Origin of the sequence: Frigoribacterium sp. Leaf8 (genome assembly GCF_001421165.1) — a bacterium.
Lineage (GTDB): Bacteria > Actinomycetota > Actinomycetes > Actinomycetales > Microbacteriaceae > Frigoribacterium.
Genome location: NZ_LMKB01000005.1, coordinates 1,346,827 through 1,366,444, shown reverse-complemented (window position 1 = coordinate 1,366,444; position 19,618 = coordinate 1,346,827). Strand labels below are relative to the sequence as shown.

15 protein-coding genes are annotated in these 19,618 nt (G+C 72.4%); 12 read left to right on the top strand and 3 right to left on the bottom strand.

Annotated features, from left to right (window positions below; genetic code table 11):
• Positions 1–80: 80 nt before the first annotated feature.
• Complete coding sequence (locus tag ASL10_RS11050; protein ID WP_342211828.1) at positions 81–1,151, bottom strand: LacI family DNA-binding transcriptional regulator; 1,071 nt, start codon at positions 1,149–1,151, stop codon at positions 81–83.
• Between the two features lie 130 nt (positions 1,152–1,281).
• Here ASL10_RS11050 and ASL10_RS11045 point away from each other — a divergent pair, with 130 nt between their 5' ends.
• From ASL10_RS11045 to ASL10_RS11025, 5 genes are all read left to right on the top strand, one after another.
• Positions 1,282–2,538, top strand: coding sequence for an extracellular solute-binding protein (locus ASL10_RS11045; RefSeq protein ID WP_235452694.1), 1,257 nt, complete (start codon positions 1,282–1,284; stop codon positions 2,536–2,538).
• A gap of 19 nt (positions 2,539–2,557) precedes the next feature.
• On the top strand, positions 2,558–3,544 hold the full coding sequence (locus ASL10_RS11040) for a carbohydrate ABC transporter permease (RefSeq protein WP_082452496.1): 987 nt from the start codon (positions 2,558–2,560) through the stop codon (positions 3,542–3,544).
• A 113-nt stretch (positions 3,545–3,657) separates the two neighbouring features.
• The gene (locus ASL10_RS11035) at positions 3,658–4,419 is read left to right on the top strand and encodes a carbohydrate ABC transporter permease (RefSeq protein WP_055978139.1); all 762 of its coding nucleotides are present in this window, start codon (positions 3,658–3,660) and stop codon (positions 4,417–4,419) included.
• A 48-nt stretch (positions 4,420–4,467) separates the two neighbouring features.
• Positions 4,468–6,420: a glycoside hydrolase family 127 protein gene (locus ASL10_RS11030; protein WP_056047121.1), complete on the top strand. Its 1,953-nt coding sequence runs from the start codon at positions 4,468–4,470 to the stop codon at positions 6,418–6,420.
• Between the two features lie 78 nt (positions 6,421–6,498).
• On the top strand, positions 6,499–8,211 hold the full coding sequence (locus ASL10_RS11025) for a CBM35 domain-containing protein (RefSeq protein ID WP_235452688.1): 1,713 nt from the start codon (positions 6,499–6,501) through the stop codon (positions 8,209–8,211).
• Between the two features lie 183 nt (positions 8,212–8,394).
• On the opposite strand, the gene ASL10_RS11020 is transcribed toward ASL10_RS11025, so the two are convergent.
• Entirely contained in the window at positions 8,395–10,416 is a 2,022-nt protein-coding gene (locus ASL10_RS11020) for an Ig-like domain repeat protein (RefSeq protein ID WP_056047120.1), read from the bottom strand.
• A 386-nt stretch (positions 10,417–10,802) separates the two neighbouring features.
• Between ASL10_RS11020 and ASL10_RS11015 the strand changes: the two genes are divergently transcribed.
• The 4 genes from ASL10_RS11015 (at position 10,803) to ASL10_RS11000 (ending at position 15,303) form a co-directional block, all read left to right on the top strand.
• The gene (locus ASL10_RS11015; protein ID WP_056047119.1) at positions 10,803–11,345 is read left to right on the top strand and encodes a PadR family transcriptional regulator; all 543 of its coding nucleotides are present in this window, start codon (positions 10,803–10,805) and stop codon (positions 11,343–11,345) included.
• A gap of 41 nt (positions 11,346–11,386) precedes the next feature.
• A complete protein-coding gene (locus ASL10_RS11010; RefSeq protein WP_235452687.1) occupies positions 11,387–13,063 on the top strand; it encodes an AarF/ABC1/UbiB kinase family protein in 1,677 nt (558 codons plus the stop codon).
• A gap of 183 nt (positions 13,064–13,246) precedes the next feature.
• A complete protein-coding gene (locus tag ASL10_RS11005; RefSeq protein ID WP_056047117.1) occupies positions 13,247–13,852 on the top strand; it encodes a hypothetical protein in 606 nt (201 codons plus the stop codon).
• 35 nt (positions 13,853–13,887) lie between these two features.
• Positions 13,888–15,303, top strand: coding sequence for a LamG-like jellyroll fold domain-containing protein (locus tag ASL10_RS11000; RefSeq protein ID WP_056047116.1), 1,416 nt, complete (start codon positions 13,888–13,890; stop codon positions 15,301–15,303).
• Between the two features lie 124 nt (positions 15,304–15,427).
• Here the strand turns inward: ASL10_RS11000 and ASL10_RS10995 are convergent, their stop codons facing one another.
• Positions 15,428–16,738, bottom strand: coding sequence for an ice-binding family protein (locus ASL10_RS10995; RefSeq protein WP_056047114.1), 1,311 nt, complete (start codon positions 16,736–16,738; stop codon positions 15,428–15,430).
• 202 nt (positions 16,739–16,940) lie between these two features.
• Here ASL10_RS10995 and ASL10_RS10990 point away from each other — a divergent pair, with 202 nt between their 5' ends.
• From ASL10_RS10990 to ASL10_RS10980, 3 genes are all read left to right on the top strand, one after another.
• A complete protein-coding gene (locus tag ASL10_RS10990; protein ID WP_056047111.1) occupies positions 16,941–17,627 on the top strand; it encodes a TetR/AcrR family transcriptional regulator in 687 nt (228 codons plus the stop codon).
• A 179-nt stretch (positions 17,628–17,806) separates the two neighbouring features.
• Positions 17,807–18,859, top strand: a complete 1,053-nt coding sequence (locus ASL10_RS10985; protein WP_056047106.1) for a hypothetical protein — start codon at positions 17,807–17,809, stop codon at positions 18,857–18,859.
• A gap of 99 nt (positions 18,860–18,958) precedes the next feature.
• A partial coding sequence (locus tag ASL10_RS10980) for a chaplin family protein (RefSeq protein ID WP_200922589.1) occupies positions 18,959–19,618 on the top strand: 660 nt, incomplete at its 3' end.

Here is a 19,618-nt window from a genome sequence, read left to right as displayed (position 1 = left end):
GGCCGGCAGGGGGCGGCACCGGGCCGGCAAGAAGGCCACCGGGCCGGCGCGGAGGGCCAGAGCAGGAGGCGCGCCGCGCGTCAGCCGGTCGACTCGCGTTCGTGCACGCGCACGGCTCCGTAGGTCACGCCCGCCGAGGTCGAGCCCCCGATCGCGTCGACCAGGTGTTGGGCGGCCGCCCGGCCGAGCTGTTCGAGGTTCATGTCCACGCTGGTCAGCGTCGGGCGTGACTCGCGGACGAGGACGTCCCAGTTGTCGAAGCCGATGACGGCGACGTCGCCCGGCACCGACCGGCCCTCGTCGCGCAGCGCGTCGAGCACGCCGCGGGCGATGTGGTCGCTGCCCGCGACGATCGCGTCGACGGTCTCGTCGCCCCGGACGAGGAGGCGCGCGCAGTCCCGCCCCCAGGCCTCGCCCCACTGCCCGTACAACGAGGCGCCGCCGACGAGCTCGAGCCCGGCGGCCTGCGTGGCGGCCAGCACCCCCGCCGCCCGGTCGCGTGAGGCGGCGTAAGACGACTCGCCGTTCACGAGCGCGATGCGCCGCCGACCCTTGGCGATGAGGTGCTCGGCGGCGAGACGGCCGGCCTGCACGTTGTCGGGGGTGAAGGACGCGTCGGTCGGGTCGGTCGACGGCGCGTAGACGTAGACCACCGGCACGTCGGCGAGGACGGGAGCCGGGGGGCGGGGGTTGGTGGTGCGGCCCACGATCAGGAGCCCGTCGACGCGTCGGGTGAGCAGGTTCTGCAGGTGCAACTGCTCGCGCAGGGCGTCGTCGCGGGCGTCGGCCAGCAGCACCGAGAGCGACCCCGAGCCGAAGGCGTCCTCGGCGCCGAGCAGCACGGGCAGGACGAAACGGTTGTCGAGGTCGCTCGTGACCATGCCGATCGTGCCGGTGCGCTGGGAGTTGAGGGCCTGGGCGAAGAAGTTCGGGGTGAACGACAGGGCGGCGGCGGCCTCTCGCACCTTGACGCGCGTGCTCTCGCGCACCTGGGCCCGCCCGTTGAGGGCCTTCGACGCGGTCGCCACCGAGACGCCAGCGGCCCGGGCCACATCCGCGAGCGTGACGGGCGCCCCCGTCCCTCGACCACCGCTGCTCGTACCCATGTAGCGAAAATAGTTCACGAACGTGTTGACAAGCAACTGTGCCAAATGTAGTTTTCAACCCGAAACCGGTTTCGGTTACAACTTCTCGACGACGAGACGGTCGCGCACCGGCATCCCCCTGCACCGCGCGGCGCTCTCCGAACGAGGAACCCGCAGCATTCAGAGAGGAATTCCTGTGATCTCGTTCATCCGCAGCAAGAAGACGGCCGTCGCCGTCGTGGGTCTGGCCGCCGTGTCGCTCGCCCTGACCGGGTGTGCCGGTGGCTCGTCGGGCGGCAGCAGCTCGGCCGCGTCGGGGACGTACACCTTCTGGGACCCGTACCCGCAGTTCGACGACTCGTCCGACTGGGCGAAGCTGGTGCAGGCCTGTGGCACCGAGGCCGGCGTCACCGTCGAACGCACCGGCTACGACACCTCCGACCTGACGAGCAAGGCCCTCCTCGCCGGCCAGCAGGGCAACTCGCCCGACCTGCTGCTCGTCGACAACCCCGTCGTCTCGACGCTGGCCGAGGCGGGCCTGCTGACCGACACCGACGAGACCGGTGCCGACACCTCGGACATCGAGCAGAACATCCTCGCGGCCGGACAGATCGACGGTGCGACGTACGGGGTGCCCATCGGCGCCAACACCCTGGCGCTGTACTACAACAAGACCGTCCTGGACGCGGCGGGCGTCGACCCCGCGTCGATCACCGACTGGGACACCCTGACCTCGGCCCTCGAGAAGGTCTCGGCTTCCGGCGGGAAGGGCATCACCTTCTCGGCCATCGGCACCGAAGAAGGAAGCTTCCAGTTCTTGCCCTGGTACTGGGGGTCCGGTGCCGAGCTGACCGACCTCTCGTCCGACGACGCCGTGTCGGCGCTCGACCTCTGGACCGGGTGGGTCGAGGACGGCTACGCCCCGAACTCGGTCATCGGCAACACGCAGACCACGAGCTGGCAGGAGTTCCTCACGGGGGAGTACGCCTTCGGCGAGAACGGCACCTGGCAACTGGCCGGCGTCAAGGACTCGGGCATCGACTACGGCATCATCTCGATCCCCGCGAAGGACGGAGGCGCGGCACCGGCCCCCACGGGCGGTGAGTTCCTGACGGTCCCCGTCCAGAGCGACGACGCCCGGTACGACGTCAGCGAGAAGATCCGGGCGTGCCTGACGAGCACCGACAACCTCGTGGCCACCGACACGACCCTGTCGTACGTCGCGCCGACGAAGGACGCGCAGGAGCAGCAGGTGCAGGCCGACCCCGACCTCGAACCGTGGGTCACCGCCGTCGGCGATGCCAAGGGGCGCACGAGCGACGACCTCGGCACCGAGTACCCGAAGATCTCGGAGCAGCTCTGGAAGGCCGTCCAGAACAGCCTCAGCGGGTCGTCGTCGGCCCAGGACGCCCTCGACGAGGCCCAGCAGGCCGCCGAGTCGGCCACGAAGTGACCGCCCGGGACGAGCGACCATGAGCACCGACATCCTCGAACGTCGCGAGGCCGTGCCCGACGGACGGTCGGGCGGGACGCACGTCCCGCCCGCCGGCCCCGGCCGCCCGAGGCGTCGCCGTCGCCCCGACGCGGGCCAGCTGACCGCCTGGGCCTTCATCGCCCCGGTCGTCCTCTACCTCGCGGTCTTCTACGCCTACCCGTTGATCCGCAACGTCGACCTGTCGGTCCGCGACTACACCGTGCGGTCGTTCATCGACGGCACGGCACCGTTCATCGGGTTCGAGAACTTCACCGACGTCTTCGCCAGCCCGACGTTCGGCCCGGCCCTCGTCAACACGCTGCTGTTCACGGGCGTCTCGATCGCGTTCCAGTTCTCGATCGGCATGGCACTCGCGGTCTTCTTCTTCCAGAGGTTCCCGCTGTCGTCGACGTTGCGCGCGTTGTTCCTCGTGCCGTGGCTGCTGCCGTTGATCGTCAGCGCGTCGACCTGGTCCTGGATGCTCAACAGCGAGAGCGGCGTCGTCAACTCGGTGATCGAGACCTTCGGCGGCAGCCAGGTCAACTGGCTCACCTCTCCGCAGTGGGCGTTGACGAGCGTGATCGTCGCCAACATCTGGATCGGCATCCCGTTCAACCTGGTCATCCTCTACAGCGGCCTGCAGAACATCTCGGGTGACCTCTACGAAGCGGCGGCGCTCGACGGCGCGAACGCCTGGCAGAAGTTCTGGCGCATCACGTTCCCGCTGCTGCGCCCGGTGTCGGCCATCACCATCCTGCTCGGCCTCGTCTACACGCTGAAGGTCTTCGACATCATCTGGATCATGACCCGGGGCGGCCCGGGCGACGCCTCGACCACCTTCGCCATCTGGTCGTACCAGCTGGGCTTCGGCTCGACCCTCCCGACCTTCGGCCCCGCGGCCGCCGTCGGCAACCTGCTGATCGTGATGGCCCTGATCTGCGGATTCGTCTACCTGCGCGTGCAGAGGAAGCAGAGTCGGTCATGAGCGTCATCACCCGGACCCCCGCCCCGCGATCGGACGTGCGCCGCGCCTCCTCGCGGCGGGCCGGCCGGCGCAGCCTGGCCACGACCGTCCTCGGCGTCGTCTTCACGGCGATCATGTTGTTCCCCATCTACTGGATGATCAACGTCTCGCTGACGCCGACGGCGCAGATGCGGCAGAGCCCGCCGTCGTGGTTCCCGACGAATCCCACGCTCGACGGCTACGCGGCCGTCGTGTCCGAGCAGCTGCCCTACCTCGGCACGAGCCTGCTGGTCGGGCTCGGCACCGTCGTCGTGACGGTCGCCCTGTCGGCACCGGCCGCGTACTCGCTCGCCAAGCTGCGGCCCAAGGGGGGAGGCGCGCTCAGCTTCGTCCTGCTGGTCGCGCAGATGATCCCCCAGGTCATCATGGCGATGGGCTTCTACGCGATCTACCTCAACCTCGGCATCCTCAACGAGTGGTGGGGTCTCGTGATCGCCGACTCGACGCTCGCGGTGCCGTTCGGCGTGCTGATCTTCACCGCGTTCATGAGCGGCATCCCCGACGAGTTGCTGAGCGCCGCGAAGCTCGACGGGGCCGGCTCGTGGCGGACGTTCGTCTCGGTGGTGCTTCCGGTCAGCCGCAACTCGGCCGTCACCGTCGGGCTGTTCGCGTTCTTGTGGGCCTGGTCGGACTTCGTCTTCTCGTCGACGCTCAACAGCGGAGGCTCGGCCCAGACCATCACCCTCGGCATCTACCGCTACATCGGCAACAACAACCAGGAGTGGAACTCGATCATGGCGACCGCCGTGGTCGCGTCGATCCCCGCCACCGTCCTGCTCGTCGTCGCCCAGCGGTACGTCGCCGCCGGCGTCACCGCCGGTGCCGTCAAGGACTGAGCCGGCCTCCCCGAGACGACAGCGCCTGGCCGACAGGACCGAACCGACATGACCACCACACATCCCGCGAGGAGCACGCCCGTGACCACCATCCACACCTCGACCGCACCGTTCTCGGGCCCGGTCCGGCCCGGCCGGTCGACCCTGACCCCGCTCGACTCGTCCGAGATCCGCCTGACCGGCGGGTACTGGGCCGAGAAGCAACGCCTGAACGCCGACGTCGTGCTGCGCCACTGCGAGGACTGGATGGAGCGCATCGGCTGGACGGGCAACTTCGACCGGGCCGCGTCCCATCAGGCCGGCTGGGTGCACGCCGGCATCGAGTTCGTCGACAGCGAGGTCTACAAGCTGCTCGAGGGCATGGCGTGGGAGCTCGGCCGATCGCACGACGCCGACCTCTCGTCGCGCTACGACCAGCTGGTGTACCGGGTCGCCTCGGCGCAGGACGACGACGGCTACCTGCACACCAGCTTCGGTCGTCCCTGGCAGCCCGCCCGCTACTCGAACCTCGAATGGGGCCACGAGCTCTACAGCTTCGGCCACCTCGTCCAGGCGGCCGTCGCGGCCGAGAGGACCGGCATCGAGAGCGCCCTGGTCGACGTCGCCCGCCGCCTGGCCGACCACCTCTGGGTCGAGTTCGGGCCCGACGGGCGGGTGGCGGTCTGCGGGCACCCCGAGATCGAGGTCGCGCTCGTCGAGTTCGGCCGCGCCCTCGACGAGCCCCGCTACGTCGAGCTCGCGCGCCTCTTCGTCGAGCGCCGCGGCCGCGGCCTGCTGGCGCCGATCGAGTACGGCCAGGAGTACTTCCAGGACGACGTGCCGGTGCGGGAGGCCGAGGTGCTGCGTGGGCACGCGGTGCGGGCGTTGTACCTGGCGGCCGGGGCCCTCGACGTGGCCGTCGAGACCGGCGACGACGAACTCGCCGACGCCGTCCGGCGGCAGTGGGAGGCGACCGTCGCGCGCCGCACGTACGTCACCGGCGGGATGGGCTCGCACCACCAGGACGAGGCGTACGGTGCCGACTTCGAGCTTCCGCCGGATCGCGCCTACTCGGAGACCTGCGCCGGCATCGCCTCGAACATGCTGTCGTGGCGCCTGCTGCTGCAGGAAGGCGACCCGCGCTACGCGGACCTGATCGAACGCACGCTGTTCAACAACGTGATGGCCTCGCCCCGCGAGGACGGGCGTGCCTTCTTCTACACGAACACGTTGCACCAGCGCACCGACGGCGTCGCCCCCGACGAGGACGAGCTGAACGCCCGCGCCCTGTCGAGCCTCCGGGCGCCCTGGTTCGAGGTCTCGTGCTGCCCGACGAACGTCGCCCGCACGCTCGCGAGCGTCGAGTCGACCTTCGCGACCAAGACGCCGGCCGGGCTGCAGGTGCACCAGTACGGCGAGTACGACGTCGACACCACCCTTTCCGACGGCACGCCGATCGCCCTGTCGGTGCGCAGCGGCTACCCCTACGACGGCGCGGTCCGCATCACCTGGCGCGACGACACGCGACGCGAGGTCGACCTCGACCTGCGCATTCCCTCGTGGGCGGGCTCGGCACGCATCGAGGCGCCCGGCCAGACACCGTCCGTGCGGGACGGACGCTCGACGACCGTCCGGGGCCGGTTCGCGGCGGGCGACGTCGTCACGGTCGACCTGCCGATGCAGGCCCGGTGGAGCCTGCCCGACCCCCGGATCGACGCGGTGCGCGGCCAGGTCGCCGTTCAGCGCGGCCCGCTCGTGCTGGCGCTCGAGTCGACCGACCTGCCCGACGGCGACGTCAACGACGTGGTCGTCGACACCTCGGTCGAACCGGTGACCACCGAGCGGGGTGCCACGGTCGAGGTGTCACGTCTGGCCGCGGCCACCGCCGACTGGCCGTACGGCGAGCCCGGCGACGCGACCGGCCCGCTCGGCGCGGTCGCCCTCGTGCCCTACGCCACCTGGGCGAACCGCGGGCCGTCGACCATGAGGGTCTGGCTGCCCGTCGCCCGGGTCGAGGGCTGACCCGCGCCTCCTGACGTCCCGCCCGTGAGGGCGGTGCGACCCGGTTCCATCCCTCGAAGAAAGCAAAGGAGCTTCTCTGTGAACCGAACGAAGATCACGACGGGACTGCTGGCGGCGACGGCGGTCCTCGCGGCGCTCGTCGCACCGGCGGCACCCGCAGAAGCGGCGGGCAACACGCTCGTCGTCGACGCCTCGACGAGCATCAGGCCCGTCACCCACGTCGGAGCCGGGGGGCTGTACGCCGTGGCGTCCGACACGACGCCGGCCCCTGGTCTGCTGACGCCGTTGCGGCTGAAGCAGCACACGCAGCCCGCTCCCGGCGTGCAGCAGCTCGGCAACGGTGCCACCGTGCCGACCGGCGACGTGCTGAAGACGGCGAACGCGTTCACCCGCGACGGTGCACAGTCGTACGCCCGCATGCCCGACGTCTACCCGGACTTCCCGTACCGCTGGATCAGCTGGCAGGACTGGACGCAGAAGATCGACACGATGGTCGGGGCCCGGGTCGCCGCGGCGGGCACGACGAACATCAACGGCTGGGAGCTGTGGAACGAGCCCGACGGCACCTGGGACACCGCGAAGGCGGGCCCGTTCCTGGACGGGTGGACCCGGACCTACCGCCAGGTGAAGCTGCAGGACACGGTGACGCCGATCGTGGGTCCGAGCTACAGCCGCTACTACCCCGACCGCATGCGCGAGTTCATGGCCAGGGCGAAGGCCGACGGCACCCTGCCGGACGTCGTCGTCTGGCACGAACTGGACGACGGCGGGTGGGCCGACGTCGACGAGCACGTGGCCGACTACCGATCGATCGAGCGTGACCTCGGCATCAGCCCGCGTCCGATCTCGATCAACGAATACGGTTCGCCGAACCAGGTCGACACCCCCAGCGTCGCGGCCCACTTCATCGCGCAGTTCGAGCGCACCGGCATCAAGGACGCCGAACGCGCGTACTGGTACGAATCCGGGACGGTCGGGGGACTCGTCTGGAACAACGCTCCGACCGGGTCGTACTGGCTCTACAAGTGGTACGGCGAGATGGCGGGCTCCATGGTCGACGTGACGCCCTCGGGCGATCTCGACGGGTTCGCCTCGTACGACTCGACACGCGGGATCGTCAACGTCGCGTTCGGCGGGACGTTCGGTGACAACGCCGTACAGGTCAAGGGACTGGCCGCTCTCGGGTCGCAGGTCAGGGTGACGGTGAACTACACGCCGCGCTCGGGACGCATGGCGAACGTCGCTGCCCCGACCCAGCTGTCGAGTACCACCGTCGCCGTCGTGAACGGGGCCGTCACCGTCCCCATCCCGAACCAGGACTACCTCGGCGCCTACCAGGTGGTCGTCACGCCCGCCTCGGGCCCGGCCACGAGCTACCAGCAGACCTACGAGGCCGAGAACGCGACGGTGGTCAACGCGTCGATCCTGTCGTCGTCCTCGGCGTCCAACTCCGGCTACGTGGGTCGCATCGACGGTCTGGGTGACGGCCGGTCGAACTCGTTCGTCGATTTCGTGGTCGAGGTGCCGACGGCCGGCAGCTACTCGTTGACGACCCGCTACGCGAACGGAGGCGCAACGACGTCGACGCAGGGCCTCGCCTTCAACGGTGGTGCGTTCTCGACGGTGTCGTACGCACCGACGGGTGGCTGGGGGCGGTTCGCCACCTCGGCGGCCACACCCGTCACGCTCAAGGCCGGGGTCAACGTGATCCGTCTGGCGAAGGGTTCTCCGAACTTCGCCGGGGGCACCGGATTCGCCGAGCTCGACTCGATCACGGTGACTCCGCGGTAGCCGCCGGCAGGCCGCCGGGCTCCTGAGAAGGCCCGGCCGCCCGACAGCTCTTCCTGTCGGGCCGGGCGGTGCGTCACGGTCCCGGGCCATGACGCACCGCCCCTCTGTGGTCGCGACCCGCGCCTCCTGACGCTCCGGCGCCCGGGTCGCGGACCCGGCGCCGAGGACTCGGCGCCGCGCTCGTCAGCGCAGGACGACGATCATCCGCTTCGAGACGCTGGCCGACACGTTGCCCGACCCGGCGTACGACGCGGACAAGACGTACGTGCCCCCGCGGGTGAAGGTCCCCACCGGCACGGTGACGCGTCCTGCTCCGTCGGCCGAGACGGTGGCGGTGCCGACGGTCCTGCCGCCCGAGGTCACGGTCACGGTGCCGGTGGGGCGGGGGACGCCGGGGGCCGACACCGTGACCGTGACCGTCGCCGCCTTGTTCTTGGTGATCGCCGTCGTCCCGCGGGTCAGCGCGCTGGACGAGGAGGCCTTGTCGACGGTCACTCCGACGACCGCCGAGTCCGAGCCGGACTGCGTCGTCGTGGCAGGGACGAAGGAGGCGCGCAGCTGGTGGGTGCCCGCCGCGGTCGTCCCCGGCAGGGTCACCGTGGCGCGCCCGTCGGACCCGACCTTCGTGCTGCCGACGACGGCCGTGCCGTCCCGGAGCGTCACCGTCCCGCTCGGGGCCGAGCCGTCCGACGCGACGACCTGGGTGGTCGTCGTGATCGGGGTGCTCGAGCCGTGGGTCTGGCGGGTGCGGTCGACGCTCAGGCGACTGGTCGTCGTCGCGGGTGCGGTCGCGGGCGCCGGGGCCGACAGGGTCGGGGCCGGAGCGGAGGCGGGCACCTTGGCGGACCCCCCGGCGAGGCTCACGTCGAGGACCGCTCCGCCCGACGGGGTCATCGAGCGGACCGACACCGTGAACCCGCCGTTCGCGCTGGTGAACGACTCGCCCGCGTCGAGGTGCGTGTCGCGACGGCTGGGGTCGCGCCCGGCGTCGAGGCCGACCGCCAGGGCGACGGTCGACACCGTGCTGCCCGCGAGGGTGAGGGGTCGGAGCACCCGAACGCTGCCGGTCGTCTTGTCGCTGGTGAGCGCGCAGCGCGTGAAGCCCGATCCGACGAGGGCGCAGGACGGAGAACGTCCGCCGAACTCCGGGCTGGTGGCGTCCGTCCCGGTCGCGGTGCGGTACTCGACGTAGTAGTCCTGACCGCTGACCGGGTCGACCACCTTGACGGCGCGGCCCTTCGCGGCACCGTCGAGCGACGCGACGGTGACCTGGCGGGTCGTGCCCGCCCCGCTGAGCGTGGTGACGTCGGTCAGGTAACCGGCGCGGACCCGCTGGACGGACGACAGGTGGGGGCGGGACGACGAGACCGAGTAGCCCATGATGTCGAGGAAGTCCCCGTACTCGAGCACGGGGCAGGTGGCGGGGGAGTCGGTCGACGTGGCGTACCGGTAGTCGCTCGCGGCCCCGTCGAACGACGTCGTGCTGCGGCACATGCCGGCACCGGCGTGGCCGAAGCCGAGGTTGTGGCCGAACTCGTGCAGCAGCACGGGGACGCCCAGCGTGCTGCCCGCTCCGTACGAGCTGAAGACCTCGCCGCCGTCGCCGCCGACCGTGCCGAACGCGGTCGCCGTCGTCCCGCAGGTCTCGCGGCTCAGGACGATCAGGTGCTCGTTCGTGCCGGCCCACGCGTACCGGGCGAACCGTCCGCCGAAGGCCGAGGTGTGGACCGTGTTGAGCACCGTGGCCGGGACGCACGACGCCTGGTCGAGCGACCGGGTCTCGATGCCGGCGAGCGTCACGTTCACGGTGTGACCCGACTCCGCCCACCAGTAGTCGTGCAGCTGCGTCACGGCGGCCCGGATCGAGGCGTCGTCGGGAGGCGTGGGGGAGTCGTCCGAGGTCGCGGCCGTCGCCGCCGCGACGCTGACGTACACCGGGTGGTCCGTCACCCCGGTCGTCGGCGACACGTCGTCGTCGGTCTGGGCCCTCAGCAGGGGCGCCGCGGGCACCGTCATCATGTCGCCGGACAGGTCGGCCGAGACGCCCGACGTGGCCGTCGAGGCGGCGGCCGTCGTGGTGGGGACGGTGGCGGCCGGGGCGGGCGACGGGGTCGCGGCCTGGGCGGGGGCGGTCACCAGGACGGTGAACAGCAGGGCCGCGGCGGCGGCGGTCGCCGCGAGGCGGCGGGTCGGGAACGAGGGCATGGCGGACTCCAGGGATCTCGGAGGCGCGGACCGTCACCGAGGGACGTACGACTCCGTCGGACGTCGGGGAACGACGGAGGTCCTGCCGCCTCGGCGGACGTCGGGGAACGCCGAGGCAGCAGGGCTCGCCGGCGGACGTCGGGGAACGCCGGAGAGGTGACGGCAACGCGCCGTCGGTGGGGGTTCATACCCACGAATGGAACTCAACCACCCTCGCCCGGTCGCCCGAACCCCCCGAACGAGTGCGTGGGGACCCCCAGAACAGGACCGTTCGGGATCTCGGCGGCCGCGCCTCCTGCCTGGGCGTCAGCCCTGACGGGCCACCCGTGGGGGTATATCGTCCGGGTATCGTTCGACCCCGTTCCACCCTCGAGAAGGAGAACACCATGAGCAGCACGTCAGCACCCGGCACCTTCGGCTTCGGCACCGGCCTCGACGGCATGTGGCAGGCCATGGAGCAGCTCCGCTCGACCTTCGACCGCCGCGAGGGCACCCGTGCCCCGCGGGGCGAGGTGCGGGCCGCGATCCTCGCGCTGCTGGCCGAACGCCCCATGCACGGCTACCAGATCATCCGCGAGATCGACGAGCGCAGCGGCGGCGACTGGAAGCCCAGCGCCGGGTCCGTGTACCCGACCCTGCAGTTGCTCTCCGACGAGGGGCTCGTCGCCGCGGAGGAGACCGACGGCCGCAAGGTCTACTCGCTCACCGAGGCCGGTCGCGCCGCCGCCGGGGTCGACCCGTCGGCTCCGTGGGAGCCCGAGCGCTCCGCCACCGGCGACCGGTTCCGCGCCCTGCCCAAGGCCGGCGTCGAGCTGGCCCGCGCCACGGCGCAGGTCGGCCGGACGGGCTCGCCCGAGCAGGTCGACGAGGCGGTGGCGGTGCTCGACGAGGCCCGTCGTCGCATCTACTCGATCCTCGCCCGAGACTGACGAGGGTGGCGTCGACCGACCCCTCCGCGTCCAGTCCTCCGGTGCGTGACCGGGCCGGTCGCGCGCGCTACCGTCGCATCCTGCGGTTCGCGTCGCGGCACCTCGCCGTCACCTGGTGGTTCGAACTCGTCCTGCCCCGCTTCGGCCTGCGGCGGCTCGCGGAGCGCACGCGTGCCCGGCGCATGCGGCGCTTCGCTCGGGGCTTCCACGCCCTGGCCCTCGACCTCGGCGGTCTGATGATCAAGGTCGGCCAGTACCTGTCGTCCCGCCTCGACGTGCTGCCGCCCGAGATCACCAAAGAGCTCGAGGGGCTGCAGGACGAGGTCACGCCCGTGCCCTTCTCGGGCATCCGCGCCCTGGCCGAGGCCGAGCTGGGCCGACCCCTCGGGCAGGTCTTCGCCACCGTCGCCGAGTCGCCCATCGCCGCCGCCTCGCTCGGCCAGGCGCATCGGGCGACGCTCGGGCCCGTCGACGCCGCCGACACGGGCCTCACGGACGTCGTGCTCAAGGTGCAGCGGCCCGGCATCGACGCCGTGGTCGACGTCGACCTCGCCGCACTCCGCCGCGTCGGCGGCTGGCTCAGCCACGTCCGGCTGGTGTCGGACCGGGTCGACGCCCCCGCCCTCGTCGAGGAGTTCGCGCGCACCAGCCTCGAAGAGATCGACTACCTCAACGAGGCCGCCAACTCGGCCCGCTTCGCCGCCGACTTCGCCGACGACGACCGGGTGAGCGTGCCCGACGTCGTGTGGGAGCGCACCACGCGTCGCGTCCTCGTGCTGGACGACGTCTCGGCCATCAAGATCTCCGACGTCGACGCGCTCGCCGCCGCCGGCATCGACCCCGCCGAGGTCGCCCCCGTCTTCGCCGCGGTGATGTTCGACCAGCTCTTCACCCACGGGTTCTTCCACGCCGACCCGCATCCCGGCAACATCTTCGTCACGCCCGTGCCCGACGCGGTCGACGGGCAGCGACCGTGGAAGCTCACCTTCATCGACTTCGGCATGATGGGCGAGGTGCCGACGGGCACCCGGACGGGCTTGCGCAAGCTGCTGATCGCGGCGGCCTCGCGTGACGGTTCGGGCATGGTGAACGCCATGCGCGACCTCGGCGTCCTTCTGCCGAGCGCCGACACTCTCGGGCTCGAGCGGGCCGTGACCGCCACCTTCGCCCGGTTCGGCGGCATGGGGTTCGCCGAACTCCGGCAGGTCGACCCGCGGGAGTACCGCGAGTTCGCCGGGCAGTTCGGCGACCTCATCCGGTCGTTGCCGTTCCAGCTGCCCGAGGACTTCCTGCTCGTGCTGCGGGCGATGACGCTGACCTCGGGGGTCGCCAGCGCGCTCGACCCGGCGTTCAACCTGTGGGACTCGGTCGAGCCCTACGCGGCCCAGCTGATCCGCGACGAACGCGGCAACGCGGTGCAGGACGTCACGCGCCGCACCCTCGACGCCGCCACGGTGGCCGTGCGTCTGCCCGGCCGACTCGACCACCTCGTCACGCGCCTCGAGGACGGCACGCTCGAGGTGGGCAGCCCCCGGATCGAGCGCCAGTTGACCCGCATCGAGCGGACCGCCCGGCGGGTGGTCTCGGCCGTGCTCTTCGCCGCCCTGCTGATCGCGGGGGCCGTCCTGCGAAGCGGGGACGACGTGGTCGGCACGGTGCTCATGGCCACCTCGGCGGTGCCCCTGCTGCACGCGCTGCTGGCCGGCCGCGGACGCTGACCTCCGGCCGGTACGCCCCGGCGGGGTACAGGGGGTTCCCCCTGACTGGGGACACGACGCCCCTTACCGAGTCGACGATCCCTCGGTACCGTCGCCCCATCGGCACCGTGCCGAGACGTCACAGCCCCCTCCCGACAGGCACCACGGGGGCCTCGGCGCCCCCCACCCGAAGGACTCCCCGACATGTCCCGATCGCTCCGCCGCGCCCGCTGGACCCGCCGTGCCCGCTGGGCCGCCGTGCCCGTCGCCGTCATCGCCTCCGGCGCCATCATCTCGACGGCGTCGTACTCGGCCTTCTCGGCCACCACCTCGAACCCGACGAGCAACTGGTCGACCGGCACCGTGCAGCTCACGGACGACGATTCCGACGTCGCCCTGTTCTCGGCCTCGGGCCTGATGCCCGGTGACACCGGCACGAGGTGCATCACGGTCACCTCGACGGGCAGCCTGCCCTCGTCGGTCCGGCTCTACGGCACCGCGGCGACCACGACCAACTCGCTCTCGTCCTTCCTCGACCTGACGATCCAACAGGGATCGGGCGCCTCCAGCGCCTCGTGTGACGGCTTCACCCCGGCGAGCCAGGGTGCGCAGGTCTTCTCGGGCACCCTCGCCGACTTCGCCAGCCAGCGGACCGGCTACGCGACCGGCGCCCCGACCTGGTCACCGGACGGGACGGCCGCCGAGTCGCGCTCGTTCAAGTTCACGTACGCGCTCAGCCAGTCGACGCCGAACACCGGTCAGGACTCGCGCGCGGCGATCGCCTTCACCTGGGAGGCCCAGACCCGCTGACGCGGGAGACGACGCCCGAGCCGGAACACGCCGACATGACGACCCTCGCGGCCCCCGCCGCCACCACCCCGCAGGTCCGCTCCGACCTGTCGTTCTGGGGTGCGCTGTGCCTGGCGACGATCGCGCGGGTCGTCCTGACGACGGCCGTGTGCCTCCTGCTCTGGGCGGCCGTCCCGGCCCTCTGGGGCTGGTCGCCCACGACCGTGGTCACGGGGTCGATGTCGCCCGCGATCGCCGCCGGGGACGTGGTCGTGGCGATGCCCGTCGACACGACCGACCTCGACGCGGGGCAGGTGCTGCTCGTCGACGATCCGGACCGGGCCGGGGAGCTGCGGCTGCACCGTCTGGTCGACACGACCGACGACGGGTCGTTGCGACTCAAGGGCGACGCGAACGCCGAGGTCGACTCGAGCCCCGTCGCCGCCGAGGCCGTGCACGGCGTCGGGGTCCTGCTCGTGCCGTCCATCGGGTCGCCGATGCTCTGGCACGGCGGCGACCGCGTCGTGGGCGTGCTCGTCGTGTCCCTCGTCGTGCTGCTCCTGCTCGCGGCGATGCGGCTCGAGCCGACCAGCGAGGACGTCGTCGACCCCCTCGCCCCGTCCCGTCACCGTGCGCCCACGCAGCCGTCGGGGCGGTCGCGCGCGGCCCGGGTCTCGGGCGTCGCCCTCACCGTGGTGGCCGGGGTGGCCGTGCTGTTCCTCGTCGTCGGCTCGAGCCACGCGGCGTTCTCGGCCACGACCTCGACCTCGACCGTGCTCGCCACCTCGCGGTTCGCCTGCCTCGACCGCCCGGTCGCGGCGCAGGCGCGATTCGCCTACCAGTTCAACGACGGGGTCGGCACGACCGCGCGCGACAGCAGCGGCAACGGACGACCGGGCACCCTCACCCCCGGGGCCACGATCACGGGCGGCACGTGCGCCCCCGGTGACGGCCCGTTCCTGAGGCTCGACGGCGTGGACGGTCAGGTCACGACGGGGCTGAACGTCGACGGCCCCCAGGTCTTCACCGTCGAGACCTGGTTCCGCACGACCACGACGACGGGCGGCAAGCTGATCGGCTTCGGGAACAGCCAGGCGGGCGCGTCGGGACAGTACGACCGTCACCTCTACCTGACCGACCGGGGCACGCTGATCTTCGGCGTCTACAGCGGCGGGTACTTCACCCTGCAGAGCCCGTCGACGTACACCGACGGTGCGTGGCACCTCGCGACGGCGACCCTGGACTCCTCGGGCATGACGCTCTACGTGGACGGCGCACCGGTCGGGTCGTCGTCCCAGGCGGCGGCCGAGAACGCCCGAGGCTACTGGCGGATCGGCTACGACGCGGTGAACGCGCCCTGGCCCTCGCCGCCGACCAGCAAGCACTTCCGGGGCGACCTCGACGACACGACGGTCCTCGACGTCGCCTCGACGGCGGCCGAGGTGAGCGCGCGGTACGCGGCCGGCCGGTGAACGTCGACCGGCGGCCGTCGACCGGCGTCCGGCGTCCGGGGACCCGGGCCCGGGGATCCGGGCCCGGGGCCTCGGTCAGGAGGCGCGGGTCGGTCGAGCGAGGCGCCTCCGGTGGACCCGCCGGTCAGGACCGGGCGAGGCGGCGGCGTCGGATGGCGGTGACGGTGACGAGGGCGGCACCGAGGAGCAGGACCAGGCCGGCGCCGATCACCGGCAGCGTGGTGTCCGCACCCGTGTAGGCGAGGTCGCCGCGGGGGCCGGTGCCGTTCCGGTCGGAGACGGGGACGGCCGGGGTCGACGGCGTGGTCGTCCCGGGCGGCGTGGTCGTCCCGGGAGGCGTGGTCGCGCCGGGGGGAGTCACGGTGCCGGGAGGGGTGCCGCCGTCGCCCGGGGGCGGCGTGACGACGTCGGCCGGGGTGACCGTGATCGTGTAGTCCGCGGTGTCGGGCGGCGTCGTGCCGTTGTCGGCCGTGATGGTGACGGTGGTGTCGCCGGGGGTGGTCGGGGTGCCCGAGATCTCGCCGGTGGTGTCGTTCAGCGTGAGGCCGGCCGGCAGGGTGCCGGTGGTGACGGTGAAGGTCGGGGCCGGGGCACCGGTCGCCGTGACGGTGAACGAGTACGGGGTGCCCTCGGTCGCGGCCGTCGGACTGCCCGACGTGATGGTCGGTGCGACGGTCTCGGACGGCGTGCCGACCGTGGGGCAGGCCGCGGGCACGGTGAGGGTGTTGGTGTCGAGCGTCACGGCGCCGGTGCGGGCGAGGAGCCGTCCGACGACGGTCGCACCCGTCGTCGCGGTGATGGACTCCTGCGCGAGGATGGTCCCGCGGAAGTCCGCGTCGGCGAGGAGGGTGGCCGAGCTGCCGACCTGCCAGAAGACGTTGCACGCGCTGGCGCCCTGGGAGAAGGTCATGGTCGTGTTCGCGCCGATGGTCAGGGTGCTGGCGGCCTGGATGACCCAGACCGACCGATCGGAGCCGGCGAACGCGAGGCTGCCGTTCTCGGTGAGCTGCACCGCGTCCCCCGAGTAGACGCCGGGCGACAGCGACCGACCGGCCAGGTCGACGACGTTGCTCTCCTGCGGGGTGAGGGCCGCGGCCACGTCGTAGGCCGAGGTGAGGTCCTGCTGCGCGAGCCGCGCGGGTTCGTCGGCCACGTGCTGCACGCCCCCGACGATCACGCCGGGGCCACCGGCGTCGAACCCGGTGACCGAGGAGCCGGGGCTGAGGCCGACGTCGCCGTTCACCACGCTGGGGCCGGTGTTGGTGACCGTCGAGGAGGCGAGCACGGCGTAGCTGCGGGCCGACCCGAGGTCGACGGGGCCGTCGATGACGTTCGCGGCGCTCGCGGGGAGGGCCGAGGCCACCGTGAGGGCGGCGGCGACGCCGAGGACGAGCCCCGAGCGGGCGAGGAGGGAAGGGGACGTCGAACGGGGCATGGCGCCACCTGACTGGGAAGAGGAGGCACCTGGACACACGTGATCGGTTCGTGCGGGCGTTCCCCGTTACCTGAGGTATACGCGGGTCTCCCTGAGAACTCAATCCTTGACGTGTCATCCGGCGACGCGACCGACGCAGCGGCACCCGTGTACCCCGGACTGGGCGTCGACTCGTGCGCCGCGCGGTCCGTAACGTCGATGCGTGATCCACGAGACCCACCCCGAGTCGTCGGACGCCCCGACAGCCACGACGACCACCCCCGCCACCCCGTTCGGAGCCCCGTCCGCCGCCGTCGAGCGACGCATCGCCATCGTCGAGGCGGCCATGCGCGTCTTCACCGAGCACGCCTTCCACGAGGCGTCGTTCGAGTTGGTCGCCCGAGCCGCCGATCTGCCCGTCAAGACCGTGAGCGACGAGTTCACCCACTGGAACGGCCTGGTCCTGGCGACCGTCGACCTCTGGGTCGGCCGCCGCACCCGGCCGCTGCTCCCCCTCGCCCGGACGCACGGCACGATCGCCCTGCTGCGCGCGATCGTCGCCGCGAACGCCGCCGAACCCGCGTTGATGCGCTTGCTGAGTGCCACCGTCAACGTCGCGGCGACCCCCGGCCACCCGCTGGCGCCGCTGTTGCACGACCAGTGGCAGCAGTTCTACCGGTTGATCCACAGCTCGCTCGCGCAGGACGTCGAGCTCGGGCGCGAGCCCGACACGATGCAGCCGGCCAGGGGTGCCGAGCAGTTGATCGCCCTCTACGAGGGACTGCAGCTGCAGTCCATGGTCCGACGTGACATGGACGTCGTGGAGTCGTTCGACCGGGCGATCACGCGCCTGCGCGCCGGGTGGGGCTCCGTCTACGTGCCGCCCTCCTGGGACCTCGAGCTGGTCTGAGCCGTCCCTCGCCGACGCGTCGTCGAGGCGATCGGGGTACATCTGAGACAGGCTCATGGACAATCCGGCGTCGTCGGCGTAGAAAAGACGGCACATCGCGTCTCACCAGCGCGATGAGGGGCACGACCCCGACGCCGGGACCCACCACCCCGGTGAGATGCGACCGAAGAAGGTACGCCGTGGATCAGACGGCCGAGACGACGACGAGGCGACCCGCCCCGCTCCGTCTCGTGCGCCTCCTCGGCTTCTCGGGTCTCGCCGCGATCGGCATGGTCGGTCTCGGACTCGCCTTCTCGTCCCCGTCGGCCTCGGCCGACGAGGCCCCGTCGTCCCTCCTCGGCGGCGTCACCTCGGCCGTCGGCCAGGTCGCCGGATCGCTCGACGCCCCCGTGGCCGCCGTCGGTCAGACCGCAGGAGGCGCGGTGTCACAGGTCACGGGCGTCGCCGTCCAGGCCACGGCCGTCGCACCCCCGGTGCAGCAGGTCGTGCAGGCCGCCGCCCCCGTGGTGCCCCAGGTCGTGCAGCAGGTCGCAGCCGCCGCACCGGTCTCGTCGGTCGTCGCGCCCGTCGCGCAGACCGTGGACCAGGTCGTCGCGTCCGTCCCCGTGGTGCCTGCCGTCACCGGCCCGGCGCCCGTCTCGACCGTGACCGATCCGCTGACCGGCGTCGTCGACGAGGGTCTGACCGCCGTCGGCGACTCGGCTGCGGCCCCCGCCGCCCCCGTGCTCCCGCCGGTCGTGCCCGGGGGCGTCACGCCCCGACCGGGCGTCACGGTCCCCGCGGGCGACGTGCCCGCCGGGGCGGACGCGGACGTCGGCGGAGCCGACGGCCTCGGAGTCGTCGCCGCCGACGAGCTCGCCGTCGCCGCGGTGGCCGACGCGTCCGACGTGTCCGGCACGACCGCATCGACCGACGCGGTCGGCATCCTGCGGGCGCAGATCGCCTCGGGTCCGTCCTCGTCGGCCGACGCGGCCAGCGCACCCCTGGCGCCCACCCCCGGCCCCGCACCGCTTCCTGCCGGTGACGACCACGGCACGCCCGCCCTGCCCTCGGGCACCGGCGGAAGCGCGAACGGTCAGGCCTCGGGCGGCGGAGCGGCCGGCGGTGCCGTCGCGCTCGACGCGACCCGCGCCTCCCTGCTTCCCGGACTCGCCGTCTCGGCGGGGTCCGCGGACGGCGACGACGACCTCCCGTCGACGCCTGCGTACGACACCGACTCTTCCCCCGACTGAGGCCGGTCGCGTCGCCCCTGCAGCCTCCCGGCTGCCGGCGACATCAGCGACCCCGCCGCGACTCCGCGGCGCCACACACCTCATCTCTTGGAGAAGACCATGAACACGTACGTCTCGAGAGGGCTCATGGGAGCGCTCTTCATCGGGGGCATCTGGGCCCTCGGAACCACCGCCGCGAACGCGGCGACCACCACCGGCGACGACGGGCTGCTCTCGGGCACCCAGGTCGGCGCCGTCGTCGAGGCTCCGGTCTCGGCGCTCGGCAACGCGGTCAGCGTCCTCGGCGACTCGAGCAGCACCGCGCCGGCCCCTGGGGCGCCTGTCGCCCCTGCCGCTCCGGCTGCGGCACCCGCCGCTCCGGCTGCGGCACCCGCTGCACCCGCCGCGCCCGCCGCGCCCGTCACGACGACGAGCGGCGACTCGGGCGTGCTCTCGGGCAGCCAGGGCATCGTCTCGATCGACGTGCCGGTCAGCGTCGGTGGCAACGCGGTCTCGGTGCTGGGCGACTCGGCCGGCACGGCCGCTCCCGTCCAGGCCGCGGCCCCCGCGGCACCGGCACCGGCGGCACCTGCCGCCACGTCGGGCGACGACGCGATCGGCTCGGGCACCCAGGCCCTCGTCGACGTGACCCTGCCGGTCACGGTCGGCGGCAACGCGATCTCGGTGCTGGGCGACTCGTCGAGCACCGGCACCACGACCGGCACCCCCGCAGGAGGCGCGACCGACGCCGGCTCCACCGGCTCGGCCACCGGCACCACC

Coding starts and splice junctions, on each gene's coding strand:
- ASL10_RS11040 (WP_082452496.1), top strand. CDS start 2,558: ATGAGCACCGACATCCTCGAACGTCGCGAGGCCGTGCCCGACGGACGG.
- ASL10_RS11035 (WP_055978139.1), top strand. CDS start 3,658: ATGTTGTTCCCCATCTACTGGATGATCAACGTCTCGCTGACGCCGACG.
- ASL10_RS11030 (WP_056047121.1), top strand. CDS start 4,468: ATGACCACCACACATCCCGCGAGGAGCACGCCCGTGACCACCATCCAC.
- ASL10_RS11020 (WP_056047120.1), bottom strand. CDS start 10,416: ATGCCCTCGTTCCCGACCCGCCGCCTCGCGGCGACCGCCGCCGCCGCG.
- ASL10_RS11015 (WP_056047119.1), top strand. CDS start 10,803: ATGAGCAGCACGTCAGCACCCGGCACCTTCGGCTTCGGCACCGGCCTC.
- ASL10_RS11005 (WP_056047117.1), top strand. CDS start 13,247: ATGTCCCGATCGCTCCGCCGCGCCCGCTGGACCCGCCGTGCCCGCTGG.
- ASL10_RS11000 (WP_056047116.1), top strand. CDS start 13,888: ATGACGACCCTCGCGGCCCCCGCCGCCACCACCCCGCAGGTCCGCTCC.
- ASL10_RS10995 (WP_056047114.1), bottom strand. CDS start 16,738: ATGCCCCGTTCGACGTCCCCTTCCCTCCTCGCCCGCTCGGGGCTCGTC.